The following is a 17,314-nucleotide window of genomic DNA, read 5'->3' on the forward strand; positions in this document are numbered from 1 at the left end:
AGCACATGCCCGGCCACGACGGTCACACCCGGGTCCGGTACGACAGCGTCCAGCAGATGGCGGACCGCATCCGCGTCGTCTCCAGGAACATCCTCAAGGACCTGGAGGAGATGGAGAGTGCCGTGAAGGTCGTCACCGACACCTGGGACGGCCTGGCACACCACGAGTACCTCGCCCTCCAGAAGAAGTACCACGCCCGCGCCGGCCACATGCAGAAGAGGCTGGAGGCCGTCGCCCGGCTCATCGAACGCGGAAAGGGCGACTACCGCGCCACCGACCGGAAGGCCTCCCGGATGTTCACCGAGTCCTTCTGACCCGTACCGGCCCGGCCCCCGCGCGCGGAGGCCGGAGGGGGCGCGCCCGACTGCCGGGCACGCCCCCTCACGCCGCTTCCGGCCGCCTCAGGTGAGGTCGAACTCCCCGTCCCGGGCCCCGAGGACGAAGGCCTCCCACTCGGCCGCCGTGTAGCGCAGCACCGTGTCACGGTCCAGGGAGGACCGCATCGCCACCGCACCCTCGGGCAGCTTGGCGATCTCGACGCGCTCCTCGTCCGGGCTGGTCCCGGGCGGCCCCTGCCACTCGACGCCGCTGATGTCGAGCGCGTACAGCTCGTCCTTCTCCTGCTGGGTGCCCATGATGCGGCCCTTCCCGTCGGTCGTGCGGTGCTGCTCGGTCTTCGCAGCCGATTATCTGCGCAAGCGGGCCGCCCGGGGCCGTTTCCGCCGGAAACGAACCCCCGGCCTCCGGCCGCCGCCGTCCCGCTAGCCCGGCATCCGGCCCAGCTGCACCAGCGAGGTGCCCCGCCTGCGGGAGACGTGGAAGCAGCGGCCCGGCGGCATCGGGCGGGGGCGGACCGCGCCGAGCAGGTCACCCTCGGACGGGTCGCCCGACAGCACCACGCCCTGCGCGCCCAGCTCCCTGATCCGCTGCATGAACGGCTCGTACAGGGCCCGCGAGGCCCCCGCCGTACTCCGCGCGACGACGAAGCGGACACCGGCGTCCCGGGCGAACGGCAGGAACTCCACCAGCGGCGCCAGCGGGTTGCCCCGGCCCGCGGCCACCAGGTCGTAGTCGTCGATCACCACGAACACCTCCGGCCCCGTCCACCAGCTGCGCTCCCGCAGCTGCCGCGGCGTGACGTCGGCGGGCGGCCGGCGCCGCGCGAACACCCCGGCCAGCGCCTCCATGTGCGTCTCCAGGGAGCCCGCCACCGGCGCGTACTCCAACAGGTGCTCCTCCGGCAGCGCGCCCAGCAGGCCGCGCCGGTAGTCCCCGACCACCAGCTTCGCCCGGTCCGGGGGGTAGCGCTCGGCGATCCGCCGGGCGATCAGCCGCAACAGGTTCGTCTTGCCCGACTCGCCCTCCCCGAACACCAGGAAGAAGGGGTCCGACTCGAAGTCCACGAACACCGGCTCCAGCGCCGTCTCGTCGATGCCGATCGCGATGCCCCGGTCCGGGAACTCCCCGCCGCCGGGCAGCCGGTCGGCGTGCAGCACCTTCGGCAGCAGCCGTACGGCCGGGGCCGGGGGACCGGTCCAGCCCGCCCGCACCGACGCCACCAGCTCCGCCGTACCCCGCGCCAGGTCCTCCGTGCCGTGCCCGCCGTCGACGCGCGGCAGCGCGCCCAGGAAGTGCAGCTCCTCCGGCACCTGGCCGCGCCCCGGCATCCCCGCCGGGACGTTCGCCGCGACCCGGCGGTCGAACTCGGAGTCCATGACGTCGCCGAGCCGCAGCTCCAGGCGCCCCGGGATCTGGTCCTTGAGCGCGGCCCGCACCTCCATGTAACGGGCCGCCGTCACCACCAGGTGGATCCCGTAGCCCAGGCCGCGCGAGGCGATGTCCGTGACCACCTGCTCCAGGCCCTCGTACTCGCCGCGGAACCCGCCCCAGCCGTCGACCACCAGGAAGACGTCCCCCCACGCCTCGCCCGGCAGCCCGCCCGCCGCCCGCGCGCGCCGGTAGGAGGCCATCGAGTCGACGCCGTTCGCCCGGAAGAACTCCTCGCGGCGGTCCAGGATCCCCGCCACCTCCGCGACCGTACGCCGCACCCGCTCTGGATCCAGCCGCGAGGCGATCCCGCCGACGTGCGGCAGCCCGGCCACCGCCGACATGCCGCCGCCACCGAAGTCCAGCCCGTAGAACTGCACCTCCGCCGGGGTGTGCGTCAGCGCGAACGCCGAGATCAGCGTCCGCACCAGCACCGACTTGCCGGACTGCGGCCCGCCGACCACCAGCAGGTGGCCCGCCGCCCCCGAGAAGTCCCGCAGGAGCACCTCGCGCCGCTGCTCGAACGGCTTGTCAACCAGCCCCAGCGGCACCACCAGCGCGCCCTGCCGCGCCCGGCCCCCGGGATACGCCCCGCCCTCCGCCGCAGGCAGCAGCCGGTCCAGCGAGGGCGACCGGTCCAGCGGCGGCAGCCACACCTGGTGCGCCGGCACCCCCTGCCCCTCCAGCCGCGCCACGATCACGTCCAGCACCGAGTCAGCGAGCGCGTCCTCGCCCGGCTCCGGCCCCGCCGCCGGACGGACCGGGTCCGCCCCCGCGTACACCGCCGGCACCGTGGCCGCCGTGAACAGCGCCGGCCGCCGCTCCAGCGGGAACGGCCCCGCCGACGGCTCCCGCCCGCCCGGGCGGTAGGGGCCCGAGACGTACGCCGCCTTGAACCGCGTCATCTCGTCCGTCCCGGACTTCAGATAGCCCGAACCGGGCACCGACGGCAGGTGGTAGGCGTCCGGAACCCCGATCGCCGTCCTCGACTCCGCCGCCGAGAAGGTCCGCAGCCCGACCCGGTACGACAGATACGTCTCCAGCCCCCGCAGCCGCCCCTCCTCCAGCCGCTGCGAGGCCAGCAGCAGGTGCACGCCCAGCGAGCGGCCGATCCGGCCGATCTGGATGAACATGTCGATGAAGTCGGGCTTCGCGGACAGCAGCTCGCTGAACTCGTCGATCACCAGCACCAGCGAGGCCAGCGGCTCCAGCGGGGCACCGGCCGCGCGCGCCCTCTCGTAGTCGTGGACGTTCGCGTGGTTGCCCGCCGCGCGCAGCAGCTCCTGGCGCCGCCGGAGCTCGCCCCGGATCGAGTCGCCCATCCGGTCGACCAGCGTCAGGTCGTCCGCCAGGTTGGTGATCACCGCCGCCACGTGCGGCAGCCGTCCCATGCCCGTGAAGGTGGCGCCGCCCTTGAAGTCCGCCAGGACGAAGTTCAGCGTCCGCGACGTGTGCGTCACGGCCAGCCCCAGCACCAGCGTCCGCAGCAGCTCCGACTTGCCCGAACCCGTCGCGCCCACGCACAGCCCGTGCGGGCCCATGCCCTCCTGCGCGGCCTCCTTCAGGTCCAGCATCACCGGCGCCCCGTCCTCACCCACCCCGATCGGCACCCGCAGCCGCTCACCGGCCGACCGCGGCCGCCAGGTGCGGTTCACGTCGACCGAGGCCGCGTCGCCCAGGCCCAGCAGATCGGTGAAGTCCAGGTTCGCCAGCAGCGGCTCGTCCTCGTCCCCGCCACCCGTCCGCAGCGGCGCCAGCTGCCGGGCCAGGGCCTCGGCCGCCGGCAGCGGCAGGACGTCCGGCACCCCCTCGTACACGGTCCCCGCCGCCGACTCCAGCCGCAGCCGCCCCGGCCGCACCACCACCGACAGCCCGCCGCGCCGCTCGTCCAGCTCCCCCGCGACCACCTCCACGACCGTCACCCCCTGGAGCCCCTCGGGCCCCGCCAGCACCGAGTCCGGCGCCACCGCGCCCCCGTCGAGGACCACGATCAGGTGCGGCCGGTCCAGCAGCGGCGCCGCGTCCCGGCCGAACCGCGGCCGCCCCTCCAGCCGCGACCCCAGCAGCCCCTCCAGCTCCCCGAGGTCGTCGCCGAACAGCCGCTTCGTCCCCGCGCCGTCCACCTGCCCCGGCACCTGCGCGTGCGGCAGCCACTTCACCCAGTCCCACGAGGCCACCGCCCCCGGCCCCGCCACCACACCGACCACCAGGTCATCGGGGGAGTGCAGCGTCACCAGCTGCGCCACCAGCGCCCGCGCCGCCCCGCGCGCCGACTCCGCCTCCCCGGACACCGTCAGGTGGTAGAACGCCCGCACCGACACCGCCACCGGCAGCCCCTCCAGCGAGGAGTGCACCCGCAGGAACCGCCGCATCGCCCCCGCCGTCAGCGGCTCCAGCTCGTCCACGGGCGCCGTGTCCGGCGCCACCAGCGGGGTCGCCAGCCGCTGCACGCCCAGCCCCAGGCGGGCCTGCCCGAAGTCCGCGTCCCCGGCCCGCCGCTCCCACAGCCGCGACCCGTCCGCCACCACCGACCACAGCTGCTCCGGATCCGGGTGCAGGTACCACTGCGCGTCACGCTGCGCCCGCGCCGTCGCGCGCACCTGACGGCGGGTCCGCGCCAGGTACCGGAGGTAGTCCCGCCGCGCGTCGGCCATGTGCCCCTGCGCCCCGCGCCGGTGGCGCACCAGCTGGCCCGCCACCATGCCCGCCGTGGACACCAGCATCACCACGCCCATGACCCGCATGAACGGATTCGAGCCCGACGAGAAGTAGAAGACGACCGAGGAGCCGACACCCAGCACGGGCAGCAGCTGCATCAGCAGACCCTCCTGCTGCCCCCGGGGCAGCACCGGAGGCGCCTCCAGCCGCACCTCGTTCGAGGGAACCCCGGGCGGCAGCGACCGGGGCGGACGCTTGACGACGATCAAGCTCACCGGAGCACCAACCCCATCGACTCCCTGACGGCGGAGGGAACGCCGCGACCGACGCCCCAAGTCCCCGGACTGGAAGGGGATTTCCGCCCTCCCGGGCCCGGCGGCGACGGCGATCCTACTGGCCGCCGGCCCCACCGCCGCCCGGGTACGGTGGCGCCCGCACCACGCCCGCACCCCGCGCACCCGCCCGTGCGCGGCCGCGAACCGGAAGCCAGACGGGCGCCGAACAGGGGGTCACACAGGTGAACACGGCCGAGTCGACCGGCTTCTGCAGGGTCACCGTCGTGGCCCCTGACGCCCGCGTCGACGTCGCCCTCCCGGAGGACATCGCCCTCGCCGACGTCTACCCCGGACTGCTGCGCCTCACCGGCCAGGGACAGCCCGCCGGAGCCCCCGCCGGCTTCCACCTCGTCCGCCGCTGCGGCACCGTCCTCGACGGCGCCCGCACCCTCGCCGCCCAGCAGGTCCTCGACGGCGAGGTGCTCGCCCTGCGCCCCTTCGCCGAGTCCCTCCCGCCCGCCGTGTTCGACGACGTCTGCGACGCCGTCGCCCGCGCCGTCGCCCGCGACCGCCGCCGCTGGAGCGAGGACATGCTCCGCGGCGCCGGCCTGGCCGGCTGCGCCGTGCTCCTCGTCCTGCTCGGCCTCGTCCTCTGGTACGCCGACCCCGTCCGCCACGACGTTCACGGCCTGCCCGGCACCATCGCCGCGACCGTCGGCCTCCTGCTCACCGCCGCCGCCGCGGTCCGCGCCCGCGTCCACCGCGACCGGGGCTCCGCCGTCACCCTCGGCCTCGGGGGACTGCCGCACCTGCTGATCGCCGGCGCCGCCCTCGTGGCTCCCGCCCCCGGCCAGGGACCCGGCCGCCTCCAGTTCCTGCTCGGCTGCGCCTGCGTCCTCGTCGCCTCCGCCGCCCTGACCGCGCTCACCCCCGACGGGGACGCCCCCTTCGTCGCGGCCGCCCTCCTCTCCGCCACCGGGACCCTCGCCGCCTTCACCGCCCTCACCACCGGAGCCTCCGCCACCGCCGTCGCCGCCGTCTGCGCCCCCGCCGCCCTCGGCCTCGTCTCCTTCCTGCCCGCCCTCGCCGCCCGCCTCGCCCGCCTCCCCATCGGCTACGACCCGCCGCACGCGACGGACCCCGCCGACGGGACCCCGGACCGCGACGACACCGCCCCGTACGGTGACCGGCCGGGCGAGCGCCACCCGGACCCGGGCGGCGCCGCCGTCGACACCGGGGCCGTCGCCGCCCGCGCCCGCCGCGCCCACGAACTGCTCCTCGGCCTGGCCGGGGGCTGCGCCGCCGTCACCGTGGGCGCCGCCGCCGTCCTCGGCGCCTCCGGGAACACCTGGGCACGCCTGCTGGCCCTGGCCACCGGCCTGGCCGTACTGCTGCGCGCCCGCCTCTTCCGCCACACCGCACAGGTGGTCTGCGCCCTCACCGCCGGCCTCGCCGCCCTCACCCTGCTCGTCCTGGGCCTGGCGCTGCACACCCCCGCCGCCGGCCCCGCCGGCCCGGGCCTGCGCACGCTGGGGCTCTCGGCCGCCGTCGCCGCCGGCGCGGCCCTCTGCGCGGGAATCTCGCTTGTCATCCCCCACAGGGGCCTGTCACCCTTCTGGGGAAGGCTGCTCGACCTCACCGAGGCCGCGGTCCTGCTCTGCCCGGTCCCCCTGGCCCTGGCCGTGCTCGACGTATACGGCCGCGCCCGCTCTCTCACCAGCTGAGACGTCGCGACCCGGCAGCCTGGTACGCTGTGTGACGGCCGTTTGTGTACGCGCCCCCGGAAACCTCTGGAGGCTGCGCTCAGCGGACCCCGCCTCCCGAGTCACGGAAGCTCCCCAGAGAATTCGACCTGGGGCACTCGGTGGCCACGAAGACCCACAAGAGGAGTAAGCGTGCCGCTCGACGCCGCTACGAAGAAGCAGATCATCGCCGAATTCGGTGCCAAGGAGGGCGACACCGGCTCTCCCGAGGTCCAGGTCGCGATGCTCTCCCGCCGCATCTCGGACCTGACCGAGCACCTCAAGACCCACAAGCACGACCACCACTCCCGTCGTGGTCTGCTGATCCTGGTCGGCCAGCGCCGCCGCCTGCTGCAGTACCTGGCCAAGAAGGACATCCAGCGCTTCCGTACGCTGGTCGAGCGCCTCGGCATCCGCCGCGGTGCGGCCGGCGCCAAGTAAGCACACTGTGAAGGGAGCGGTTCCCACAGAGATGGGGCCGCTCCCTTTGCCGTACGTGCGCGACCCGGCCGACCCTTTGTAGGCTGAGTCACAGCGCACAACTGAAGAGGAGGAGCGCCCTCCCTACGCCGCCGGTCCTCGGTAGTGGCATCCGGAAAGCCCCCACGGAAGGGGCTGAGAGCCGGGTGCTTCGATCGAAGACCGGCCCGCACGCCAGGAGCGCTTCTCCGCAACCGTCCCCCACCACACGGGTGGCCGGACGGACGTCCTCCACCACACGGGTGGCGGACGGAGACGACGAAAATGGAGAAAACGCTAGTGGAGAACGAGACCCACTACGCCGAGGCCGTGATCGACAACGGTTCCTTCGGCACCCGCACCATCCGCTTCGAGACGGGCCGCCTCGCCCGCCAGGCCGCCGGTTCCGCCGTCGCCTACCTGGACGACGACACGATGGTGCTCTCCGCGACCACCGCGTCGAAGAAGCCCAAGGACCAGCTCGACTTCTTCCCCCTGACGGTCGACGTCGAGGAGCGGCAGTACGCCGCGGGCAAGATCCCCGGCTCCTTCTTCCGCCGCGAGGGCCGCCCCTCCGAGGACGCGATCCTCACCTGCCGCCTGATCGACCGCCCGCTGCGCCCCTCCTTCAAGAAGGGCCTGCGCAACGAGATCCAGGTCGTCGCCACCGTCATGGCGCTCAACCCGGACCACCTGTACGACGTCATCGCGATCAACGCCGCGTCCGCGTCCACGCAGCTGGCCGGCCTGCCCTTCTCCGGCCCGATCGGCGGCGTCCGCGTCGCGCTGATCCGCGGCCAGTGGGTGGCCTTCCCGACGCACACCGAGCTCGAGGACGCCGTCTTCGACATGGTCGTCGCGGGCCGCGTCCTGGAGGACGGCGACGTCGCGATCATGATGGTCGAGGCCGAGGCCACCGAGCAGACCATCGCCCTGGTCAAGGGCGGCGCCGAGGCGCCCACCGAGGAGATCGTGGCCGCCGGCCTCGAGGCCTCGAAGCCCTTCATCAAGGTCCTGTGCAAGGCCCAGGCCGACCTGGCCGCCAAGGCCGCCAAGCCCGAGGGCGAGTTCCCGGTCTTCCTGGACTACCAGGACGACGTGTACGAGGCCCTCGCGGCCGCCGTCAAGGGCGAGCTCTCCCAGGCGCTGACCATCGCGGGCAAGCAGGACCGCGAGGCCGAGCTGGACCGCGTCAAGGACATCGCCGCCGAGAAGCTCCTCCCGGCCTTCGAGGGCCGCGAGAAGGAGATCTCCGCCGCCTACCGCAGCCTGACCAAGGCCCTGGTGCGCGAGCGCGTCATCAAGGACAAGGTCCGCATCGACGGCCGTGGCCTGACCGACATCCGCACGCTGGCCGCCGAGGTCGAGGCCATCCCGCGCGTGCACGGCTCGGCGCTGTTCGAGCGTGGCGAGACCCAGATCCTGGGCGTCACCACCCTCAACATGCTCCGCATGGAGCAGCAGCTGGACACCCTCTCCCCGGTGACCCGCAAGCGCTACATGCACAACTACAACTTCCCGCCGTACTCCGTCGGCGAGACCGGCCGCGTCGGCTCCCCGAAGCGCCGCGAGATCGGCCACGGCGCGCTCGCCGAGCGCGCGATCGTGCCGGTCCTGCCGACCCGCGAGGAGTTCCCCTACGCGATCCGCCAGGTGTCCGAGGCCCTCGGCTCCAACGGTTCGACGTCCATGGGCTCGGTCTGCGCCTCCACCATGTCGCTGCTGAACGCCGGTGTGCCCCTCAAGGCCCCCGTCGCCGGTATCGCCATGGGCCTGATCTCCCAGGAGATCGACGGCAAGACCCACTACGTCGCCCTCACCGACATCCTCGGTGCGGAGGACGCCTTCGGCGACATGGACTTCAAGGTCGCCGGCACCAAGGAGTTCGTCACCGCCCTCCAGCTCGACACCAAGCTGGACGGCATCCCGGCCTCCGTCCTGGCCGCGGCCCTCACCCAGGCCCGCGACGCCCGTCTCCACATCCTCGACGTGATGATGGAAGCGATCGACACGCCGGACGAGATGTCCCCGAACGCCCCGCGGATCATCACCGTCAAGATCCCGGTGGACAAGATCGGTGAGGTCATCGGCCCCAAGGGCAAGATGATCAACCAGATCCAGGAGGACACCGGCGCCGAGATCACGATCGAGGACGACGGCACCATCTACATCGGTGCCGCCGACGGCCCGGCCGCCGAGGCCGCCCGCTCCACGATCAACGCGATCGCCAACCCGACCATGCCGGAGGTCGGCGAGCGCTACCTGGGTACGGTCGTCAAGACCACCACCTTCGGTGCCTTCGTCTCCCTCATGCCCGGCAAGGACGGCCTGCTGCACATCTCGCAGATCCGCAAGCTCGCCGGTGGCAAGCGCGTGGAGAACGTCGAGGACGTGCTCGCGGTCGGCACCAAGGTGCAGGTCGAGATCGCCGAGATCGACCAGCGCGGCAAGCTCTCCCTGGTCCCCGTGATCGAGGGCGAGGACGCCGCCGAGGCTGACAAGGACGACTCCGACAAGTGACGTCGCGTAGTTCCCGTGTGACGGCCCGCCCCTCTTCGGAGGGGCGGGCCGTCGCCCGTACCCAAACCCTCCTCAAGGGCGAGAACGGCATCGGCACCGTCCGCCGCACCGTCCTCCCCGGCGGACTGCGCGTGGTCACCGAGACGCTGCCGTCCGTGCGCTCCGCCACCTTCGGCATCTGGGCCAACGTCGGCTCCCGCGACGAGACGCCCTCCCTGAACGGCGCCACCCACTACCTCGAGCACCTCCTCTTCAAGGGCACCGCCAAGCGCACCGCCCTCGACATCTCCTCCGCGATCGACGCGGTCGGCGGCGAGATGAACGCCTTCACGGCGAAGGAGTACACCTGCTACTACGCGCGGGTGCTCGACACCGACCTGCCACTGGCCATCGACGTGGTCTGCGACATGCTCACCGGCTCGCTGATCCGCGAGGAGGACGTCGACGCCGAGCGCGGCGTCATCCTCGAAGAGATCGCGATGACCGAGGACGACCCGGGCGACATGGTCCACGACCTCTTCGCCCAGACCATGTACGGGGACTCGCCGCTCGGCCGCCCCGTCCTCGGCACCGTCGACACCATCAACGCCCTCGGCGCCGACCGGATCCGCCGCTTCTGGAAGAAGCACTACGACCCCACCCGCCTGGTCGTCGCCGCCGCCGGCAACGTCGACCACGCCAAGGTCGTACGCCAGGTCCGCGCCGCCTTCGAGAAGGCCGGCGCCCTGCGCGACACCGACGCGATCCCCCTCGGACCGCGCACCGGCAGCAAGCGCGTGCGCACCGCCGGCCGCGTCGACCTGGTGAACCGCAAGACCGAGCAGGCCCACGTGGTCCTCGGCATGCCGGGCCTGGCCCGCACCGACGACCGCCGCTGGGCCCTCGGCGTACTGAACACCGCCCTCGGCGGAGGCATGTCCTCCCGGCTCTTCCAGGAGGTCCGCGAGAAGCGCGGCCTGGCCTACAGCGTGTACTCGTACACCTCCGGCTTCGCCGACACCGGCCTCTTCGGGGTCTACGCCGGCTGCCGGCCCAGCCAGGTCCACGACGTGCTGCGGATCTGCCGCGACGAGCTCGACAAGGTCGCCTCCGAGGGGCTCGGCGACGAGGAGATCCGGCGCGCCGTCGGCCAGCTCTCCGGCTCGACCGTCCTCGGCCTGGAGGACACCGGAGCGATCATGAACCGCATCGGCAAGAGCGAGCTGTGCTGGGGCGACCAGATGTCCGTCGACGACATGCTGGCCCACATCTCCGAGGTGACCCCGGACGACGTCCGCGCGGTCGCCCGCGATGTACTGGCACAGCGGCCCTCGCTCGCGGTGGTCGGCCCGCTCAAGGAGAAGCAGGCGGCCCGCCTGGACGAAGCGGTCGCCTAGTCCCGTACGGAGTGAAGGAAACAAGCATGAGCAAGCTGCGCGTGGCAGTCCTCGGCGCCCAGGGCCGCATCGGCTCCGAGGCCGTCAAGGCCGTCGAGGCCGCCGCCGACATGGAACTGGTGGCGGCCCTCGGCCGGGGCGACAAGCTGGAGACGCTGGCCGCGGCCGGCGCCCAGGTCGCCGTCGAGCTGACCACCCCCGACTCGGTGATGGACAACCTCGACTACCTCGTGGGCCACGGCATCCACGCCGTCGTCGGCACCACCGGCTGGAACGAGGACCGCCTCGGCCGGCTGAACGGCTGGCTGGCCGGCTCCCCGGAGACCGGGGTGCTCATCGCCCCGAACTTCTCCATCGGCGCCGTCCTCACCATGAAGTTCGCCGCCCAGGCCGCCCGCTACTTCGAGTCCGTCGAGGTCGTCGAGCTGCACCACCCCCACAAGGTCGACGCGCCCTCCGGCACCGCGACCCGTACGGCCCAGCTCATCGCGGCCGCCCGCGCCGAAGCGGGCCTGGGCGCCCAGCCCGACGCCACCGCCACCGGCCTCGAAGGCGCCCGCGGCGCCGACGTCGGCGGAGTCCCGGTGCACGCCGTCCGCCTGCGCGGCCTGCTGGCCCACCAGGAGGTGCTGCTCGGCGGCGAGGGCGAGACCCTGACCATCCGTCACGACTCCCTGCACCACAGCAGCTTCATGCCGGGCATCCTGCTCGGCGTGCGCCGCGTGACGCAGACCCCGGGCCTCACCTTCGGCCTGGAACACTTCCTCGACCTCGGCTGATGAGGCAGTAGCACCATGCGCGCGAAGATCACCTACTTCCTCACGGCCGCCGTCCTGGTCGTCTACTTCGTCCTGGTCGGCAGCCGGGGCCTGATGCTGATCGGGCAGGGCACCTGGCTCACCGTCACCTTCGGTGTCGCCGTACTGATCCTGCCGGTCATCGGCATCTGGTTCCTCTGGATGAACACCCGGTTCGTCACCCGCGCCAACCAGCTCGCCGCCGAACTGGAGGCCGAGGGCGGCCTGCCCGTCGACGAACTGGAGCGGGACGGGTACGGCCGGATCCTGCGGGACTCCGCCGACGAGGTCTTCGCGCGCCGCAAGGCCGAGACCGAGGACGCGCCGGGGGACTGGCGCACCTGGTTCCGCCTCGCCGTCGCCTACCACGACGCCCGCGACACCCCGCGGGCCCGCAAGGCCATGCAGCGGGCCATCGCCCTGCACCGCGCGCACGCGTAGCCGCCGTACGGCGCGGACGACGAGAAGGGCCCGTACAGGATGATCCCCGTACGGGCCCTCGTCGTGCTCACCATCCGTCAGGCGGGCACGGCACGGTACTCCTCGGCCCACGCCTCGACCTGACCGGCCGCCCGGTCGAAGGCCTCACCGCGCGACAGGAAGTCGGCGCTGTGGTCGGTCAGCAGCACGGGAAGCCCCGCACCGCCGCGCCCGGCCACCGTCAGCGCCTGCCCCTGCACGGTCCTCGGCAGCCCCAGCCAGCGCACGGGCTGCTGGACCGTGCGGACCCCCTCGACCTCGCTCCAGGGGAGCGAACGGGTCGAGAAGAACCCCACGTGGCGCAGCCCGCTCGGGCTCACCCACACACCCGCGCGCAGGATCCGCAGCGCGGCCCCGACCACGAGCAGCGAGGCGGCCCCCGCACCGGCGGCGCCGGCCCAGGTGCCCGCGAAGGCGATGATCACGGTGGCCAGCAGCATGAAGGCCGAGACCAGCAGCAGCAGCGCCGCACCGGCCACCCGCCAGGGGCCGGGCCGGTAGGGGCGCCGCCAGCGCTCGGGATCCGCATGGGGGAGGGCTTCGTCCTCGTGTGCGTCGAAGACGCCGTCGGCCGTCAGGAAGGGCAGGGGCACGGGTGGACCTCACTCACATGCACGTTCGTTGATCTGTGCCCGTGAGGCTATCGCCCCTCGGAGGCCTCCGACTGCTGCGCCTTGCCGGTGGCCTTGTAGGGCTGGAGGGCGGGCATGCCGAAGAGCAGGGAGCCGACGAGCCCCGCCACCACGGTCAGTCCGACCAGACTACGGGCGGTGATCTGGGTCATGCTCAGACTCTCGCGCGGCGGCGGAGTGACGTTGCTTCTGAAACGGTCGGCCTCGGCGACGAAGGCGAACGGGACGGGTTCGCGCCGGCGGCGAAACATGGGGCAACACTCCTTGGAGTAGGGGGCTGGTGCTTGTGTCCTGTGAGACGAACGAACGGGGCGATCGGTGCCGGATTCCGGGACATTCACCGAAACTCGTGGCGCCCCGTCAGCTGCCCGGGCCGCCGGGGCCTGGCGGGCGGGCCGCGCGGATCGCCGTAGAGTGAACGCGCCCCAGGAAAGACCCGTTCGGAAGGACCCCGTGTGAGCGAGACCGTCGCCCCCGACCTGAAACCCAGCTTCCGCAGTGATGTGACGGTGGAGCTGGTCAAGCACTCCGCCGCCGACAGCGACGTGCTGTGGGCCGCCCGTGTGTCGACGGCCGGCGAGCAGTCCCTCGACGAGCTCCAGAAGGACCCGGAGCGCTCCAAGGGCCTCATCAACTACCTGATGCGCGACCGCCACGGCAGCCCCTTCGAGCACAACTCGATGACCTTCTTCATCAGCGCGCCGATCTTCGTGTTCCGCGAGTTCATGCGCCACCGCGTGGGCTGGTCCTACAACGAGGAGTCCGGCCGCTACAGGGAGCTCCAGCCGGTCTTCTACGTCCCCGACGCCGAGCGCAAGCTCGTCCAGGAGGGCCGCCCGGGCAAGTACGTCTTCGTCGAGGGCACCGAGGCGCAGCAGGAGCTGACCGGCCGGGTCATGGAGGACAGCTACCGCCAGGCCTACGAGGCGTACCGGGAGATGCTCGCGGCCGGCGTGGCCCGCGAGGTCGCCCGGGCGGTCCTGCCGGTCGGCCTGTTCTCGTCGATGTACGCGACCTGCAACGCGCGCTCGCTCATGCACTTCCTCGGCCTGCGCACCCAGCACGAGCTGGCGACGGTGCCGTCCTTCCCGCAGCGGGAGATCGAGATGGTCGGCGAGAAGATGGAGCAGCACTGGGCGAAGCTCATGCCGCTGACCTACGCGGCCTTCAACGGCAACGGTCGCGTTGCCCCGTAAGGTCCGGTCCACGCACGGCGTACGGATGTGCTGGGACAAGTCCCAAGTGTCCGTATTGCGGCGTTTCGGAAAGTTCATCTAGGCTGATCAAACGGACCCGGCACTGCTTGAACCCCCGAGCAGGCAGTGCCGGGATCCAACAGCCCAGCCACCTCCCCCGGCCACCGCCGGGGGACACGACGACGGATCCCCGGTTGACGTCCCCCGAGGGGACACCGCGAGCATGGCAGCGAGTAGCGTGTTACCCATGGCTCCGATCTCGACTCCGCAGACCCCCTTCGGGCGGGTCCTCACCGCCATGATCACGCCGTTTACGGCGGATGGCGCACTCGACCTCGACGGCGCGCAGCGTCTCGCCGTCCACCTGGTGGACGCAGGCAACGACGGCCTGATCATCAACGGCACCACCGGTGAGTCCCCCACGACCACCGACGCGGAGAAAAACGACCTCGTACGAGCCGTACTCGAAGCGGTCGGCGACCGCGCCCACGTCGTGGCCGGAATCGGCACCAACGACACCCGCCACACCCTCGAGCTGGCCCGCCAGGCCGAGCGCACCGGCGCCCACGGCCTGCTCGCGGTCACGCCCTACTACAGCAAGCCGCCGCAGGAAGGCCTCTTCCAGCACTTCACGGCCATCGCGGACGCCACCGGGCTGCCGGTCATGCTCTACGACATCCCCGGCCGCAGCGGCGTCCCGATCAACACGGAAACCCTGGTCAGGCTCGCCGAGCACCCCCGCATCGTCGCCAACAAGGACGCCAAGGGCGACCTCGGCCGCGCCAGCTGGGCCATCGCGCAGAGCGGCCTGGCCTGGTACTCCGGCGACGACATGCTGAACCTGCCGCTCCTGTCGGTCGGCGCCGTGGGCTTCGTCTCCGTCGTCGGCCACGTGGTCGCCCCCGAGCTGCGCGAGATGCTGGAGGCCCACCTCGGCGGCGACGTCCAGAAGGCCACCGAGATCCACCAGAAGCTGCTCCCGGTCTTCACGGGCATGTTCCGCACCCAGGGCGTCATGACCACCAAGGCGGCCCTGAACCTCCAGGGCCTGCCCGCGGGCCCGCTGCGGCTCCCGCTGGTCGGCCTCACCGACGAAGAGACGGCCCAGCTCAAGCTCGATCTCGCCGCCGGCGGGGTACAGCTCTGACAACGGACTTCACAACTGAACAAGCAGAACCGAAACAGACAAGAGCAAGTGCACGAATGACATGCGCGCCACGTGCCTGAGGGGCACGTGGCGCGCGTGGTGAAGGAGAACCTTTTGAGCCATCCGCACCCTGAACTCGGCCCGCCGCCGAAGCTCCCCAAGGGCGGCCTGCGGGTCACCCCGCTGGGCGGTCTCGGCGAGATCGGCCGCAACATGACCGTCTTCGAGTTCGACGGCCGCCTGCTGATCGTCGACTGCGGCGTCCTCTTCCCCGAGGAGGAGCAGCCGGGCATCGACCTGATCCTTCCGGACTTCACGTCCATCCGGGACCGGCTCGACGACGTCGAGGGCATCGTCCTCACCCACGGCCACGAAGACCACATCGGCGCCGTCCCCTACCTCCTCCGGGAGAAGCCGGACATCCCGCTGATCGGCTCCAAGCTGACGCTGGCCCTCATCGAGGCCAAGCTCCAGGAGCACCGCATCCGCCCCTACACCCTTGAGGTGAAGGAGGGCGAGCGCGAGAACCTCGGGCCCTTCGACTGCGAGTTCATCGCGGTCAACCACTCCATCCCGGACGCCCTGGCCGTCGCCATCCGCACGGACGCGGGTCTCGTCGTCGCCACCGGCGACTTCAAGATGGACCAGCTCCCGATGGACAACCGCCTCACCGACCTGCACGCCTTCGCGCGTCTGAGCGAGGAGGGCATCGACCTCCTCCTCTCGGACTCGACGAACGCCGAGGTCCCGGGCTTCGTCCCGCCGGAGCGCGACATCTCCAACGTCATCCGCGGGGTCTTCGCGGGTGCCCAGAAGCGGATCATCGTGGCGTCCTTCGCCAGCCACGTGCACCGCATCCAGCAGATCCTGGACGCCGCCCACGAGTACGGCCGCCGGGTCGCCTTCGTCGGCCGCTCCATGGTCCGCAACATGGGCATCGCCCGTGACCTGGGCTACCTGCGGGTCCCGGCGGGCCTCGTCGTCGACGTCAAGACCCTCGACGACCTGCCGGACGACGAGGTCGTGCTGGTCTGCACGGGCTCCCAGGGCGAGCCGATGGCGGCCCTGTCCCGCATGGCCAACCGCGACCACCAGATCCGGATCGTCCCCGGCGACACCGTGATCCTGGCGTCCTCCCTGATCCCCGGCAACGAGAACGCGGTCTACCGCGTGATCAACGGCCTGACCCGCTGGGGCGCGAACGTCGTCCACAAGGGCAACGCCAAGGTCCACGTCTCGGGCCACGCCTCGGCCGGCGAGCTGCTGTACTTCTACAACATCTGCAAGCCGAAGAACCTGATGCCGGTCCACGGCGAGTGGCGCCACCTGCGCGCCAACGCCGAGCTCGGCGCCATGACGGGCGTCCCCAAGGACCGCATCGTCATCGCCGAGGACGGCGTGGTCGTCGACCTGATCGACGGCAAGGCCCGCATCTCCGGCAAGGTCCAGGCCGGCTACGTGTACGTGGACGGCCTCTCGGTCGGCGACGTCACCGAGGCCTCCCTGAAGGACCGCCGCATCCTGGGCGACGAGGGCATCGTCTCGGTCTTCGTCGTGGTGGACAGCACCACCGGCAAGGTCGTCAGCGGCCCGAACATCCAGGCCCGCGGCTCCGGCATCGAGGACTCCGCCTTCACGGCGATCGTCCCGAAGATCGAGGAGGCCATCGCCCGCGCCGCGGCCGACGGCGTGGCCGAGCCGCACCAGATCCAGCAGCTCATCCGCCGTACGGTGGGCAAGTGGGTCTCCGACGGCTACCGCCGCCGCCCGATGATCCTCCCGGTCGTCGTCGAGGTCTGATCCCGGCCTCACCGGTAGCGACATCACCGGAGCGGGGCAACCGGATTTGCGTCCGGGGGCCCCGCTCCAGTAAGTTGACGACTCCACCCCGCACGGAACGGCACACACACGTGTGCCCGGACCGGAGTGCCGGGGAGGGTGGGAATCCAGACCGGGGAAACCTGATAAAGTCTGTCTCGCCCGAAAGGGAAAAGGCCCCCCGAAGGCCATCGGAATTCGAATCCAGACCGGAAACGGAACGGAAAAGAGTCTGATAGAGTCGGAACCGCCGGAAAGGGAAAACGCGAAAGCGAAGAACCTGGAAAGCGAGCGAGAAAAGACTCTGATAGAGTCTGAATCGCAAGAACGAAAGCCCGGAGGAAAGCCCGAAAGGGTGAGTACAAAGGAAGCGTCCGTTCCTTGAGAACTCAACAGCGTGCCAAAAATCAACGCCAGAAGTTGATACCCCGTCCACTCCGGTGGATG

The 17,314-nt window shown here is 71.8% G+C and carries 14 protein-coding genes; 10 read left to right on the forward strand and 4 right to left on the reverse strand.

Annotated features, from left to right (window positions below; translation table 11 throughout):
- Positions 1-5 precede the first annotated feature (5 nt).
- On the forward strand, positions 6-314 hold the full coding sequence (locus ABT403_RS19545) for a WXG100 family type VII secretion target (protein WP_344170730.1): 309 nt from the start codon (positions 6-8) through the stop codon (positions 312-314).
- A gap of 87 nt (positions 315-401) precedes the next feature.
- Here the strand turns inward: ABT403_RS19545 and ABT403_RS19550 are convergent, their stop codons facing one another.
- Together ABT403_RS19550 and eccCa are read right to left on the reverse strand one after the other, a co-directional pair.
- Positions 402-635: a DUF397 domain-containing protein gene (locus ABT403_RS19550; RefSeq protein ID WP_030227593.1), complete on the reverse strand. Its 234-nt coding sequence runs from the start codon at positions 633-635 to the stop codon at positions 402-404.
- Between the two features lie 126 nt (positions 636-761).
- Positions 762-4,700, reverse strand: coding sequence for a type VII secretion protein EccCa (gene eccCa, locus ABT403_RS19555; RefSeq protein WP_344170734.1), 3,939 nt, complete (start codon positions 4,698-4,700; stop codon positions 762-764).
- Between the two features lie 242 nt (positions 4,701-4,942).
- Here eccCa and eccD point away from each other — a divergent pair, with 242 nt between their 5' ends.
- From eccD to ABT403_RS19585, 6 genes are all read left to right on the forward strand, one after another.
- Positions 4,943-6,424 (forward strand): type VII secretion integral membrane protein EccD, encoded by a 1,482-nt coding sequence (gene eccD, locus ABT403_RS19560; RefSeq protein ID WP_344170737.1) that lies wholly within the window; start codon positions 4,943-4,945, stop codon positions 6,422-6,424.
- A 171-nt stretch (positions 6,425-6,595) separates the two neighbouring features.
- Positions 6,596-6,883: a 30S ribosomal protein S15 gene (gene rpsO / locus ABT403_RS19565; RefSeq protein WP_007266917.1), complete on the forward strand. Its 288-nt coding sequence runs from the start codon at positions 6,596-6,598 to the stop codon at positions 6,881-6,883.
- A gap of 318 nt (positions 6,884-7,201) precedes the next feature.
- Complete coding sequence (locus ABT403_RS19570) at positions 7,202-9,421, forward strand: polyribonucleotide nucleotidyltransferase (RefSeq protein WP_344170789.1); 2,220 nt, start codon at positions 7,202-7,204, stop codon at positions 9,419-9,421.
- Complete coding sequence (locus tag ABT403_RS19575) at positions 9,418-10,797, forward strand: M16 family metallopeptidase (protein WP_344170740.1); 1,380 nt, start codon at positions 9,418-9,420, stop codon at positions 10,795-10,797. Before ABT403_RS19570 ends, ABT403_RS19575 begins: the two co-directional genes overlap by 4 nt.
- Positions 10,798-10,823: 26 nt before the next feature.
- The gene (dapB, locus tag ABT403_RS19580; RefSeq protein ID WP_344170743.1) at positions 10,824-11,576 is read left to right on the forward strand and encodes a 4-hydroxy-tetrahydrodipicolinate reductase; all 753 of its coding nucleotides are present in this window, start codon (positions 10,824-10,826) and stop codon (positions 11,574-11,576) included.
- A gap of 15 nt (positions 11,577-11,591) precedes the next feature.
- Positions 11,592-12,035, forward strand: a complete 444-nt coding sequence (locus ABT403_RS19585) for a hypothetical protein (protein ID WP_344170746.1) — start codon at positions 11,592-11,594, stop codon at positions 12,033-12,035.
- A gap of 77 nt (positions 12,036-12,112) precedes the next feature.
- Here the strand turns inward: ABT403_RS19585 and ABT403_RS19590 are convergent, their stop codons facing one another.
- Both ABT403_RS19590 and ABT403_RS19595 read right to left on the reverse strand, forming a co-directional pair.
- The gene (locus tag ABT403_RS19590) at positions 12,113-12,667 is read right to left on the reverse strand and encodes an SCO5741 family PH domain-containing membrane protein (protein ID WP_344170749.1); all 555 of its coding nucleotides are present in this window, start codon (positions 12,665-12,667) and stop codon (positions 12,113-12,115) included.
- A gap of 47 nt (positions 12,668-12,714) precedes the next feature.
- A complete protein-coding gene (locus ABT403_RS19595; RefSeq protein ID WP_042814171.1) occupies positions 12,715-12,957 on the reverse strand; it encodes a hypothetical protein in 243 nt (80 codons plus the stop codon).
- A 204-nt stretch (positions 12,958-13,161) separates the two neighbouring features.
- Here ABT403_RS19595 and thyX point away from each other — a divergent pair, with 204 nt between their 5' ends.
- The 3 genes from thyX (at position 13,162) to ABT403_RS19610 (ending at position 16,849) form a co-directional block, all read left to right on the forward strand.
- Positions 13,162-13,902, forward strand: a complete 741-nt coding sequence (gene thyX / locus ABT403_RS19600) for an FAD-dependent thymidylate synthase (protein ID WP_344170754.1) — start codon at positions 13,162-13,164, stop codon at positions 13,900-13,902.
- 247 nt (positions 13,903-14,149) lie between these two features.
- Positions 14,150-15,049, forward strand: coding sequence for a 4-hydroxy-tetrahydrodipicolinate synthase (gene dapA / locus ABT403_RS19605; protein ID WP_344170757.1), 900 nt, complete (start codon positions 14,150-14,152; stop codon positions 15,047-15,049).
- Positions 15,050-15,163: 114 nt separating this feature from the next.
- On the forward strand, positions 15,164-16,849 hold the full coding sequence (locus ABT403_RS19610; protein ID WP_344170760.1) for a ribonuclease J: 1,686 nt from the start codon (positions 15,164-15,166) through the stop codon (positions 16,847-16,849).
- Positions 16,850-17,314 lie beyond the last annotated feature (465 nt).

Origin of the sequence: Streptomyces sp. NPDC000075, from assembly GCF_040301925.1 — a bacterium.
Taxonomy (GTDB): domain Bacteria; phylum Actinomycetota; class Actinomycetes; order Streptomycetales; family Streptomycetaceae; genus Streptomyces; species Streptomyces polychromogenes.

Bases quoted from the DNA above. Each gene is read 5' to 3' on its own strand.
- ABT403_RS19545 (WP_344170730.1), top strand. From the start codon at position 6: ATGCCCGGCCACGACGGTCACACCCGGGTCCGGTACGACAGCGTCCAG.
- ABT403_RS19550 (WP_030227593.1), bottom strand. From the start codon at position 635: ATGGGCACCCAGCAGGAGAAGGACGAGCTGTACGCGCTCGACATCAGC.
- dapB (WP_344170743.1), top strand. From the start codon at position 10,824: ATGAGCAAGCTGCGCGTGGCAGTCCTCGGCGCCCAGGGCCGCATCGGC.
- ABT403_RS19585 (WP_344170746.1), top strand. From the start codon at position 11,592: ATGCGCGCGAAGATCACCTACTTCCTCACGGCCGCCGTCCTGGTCGTC.
- ABT403_RS19595 (WP_042814171.1), bottom strand. From the start codon at position 12,957: ATGTTTCGCCGCCGGCGCGAACCCGTCCCGTTCGCCTTCGTCGCCGAG.
- dapA (WP_344170757.1), top strand. From the start codon at position 14,150: ATGGCTCCGATCTCGACTCCGCAGACCCCCTTCGGGCGGGTCCTCACC.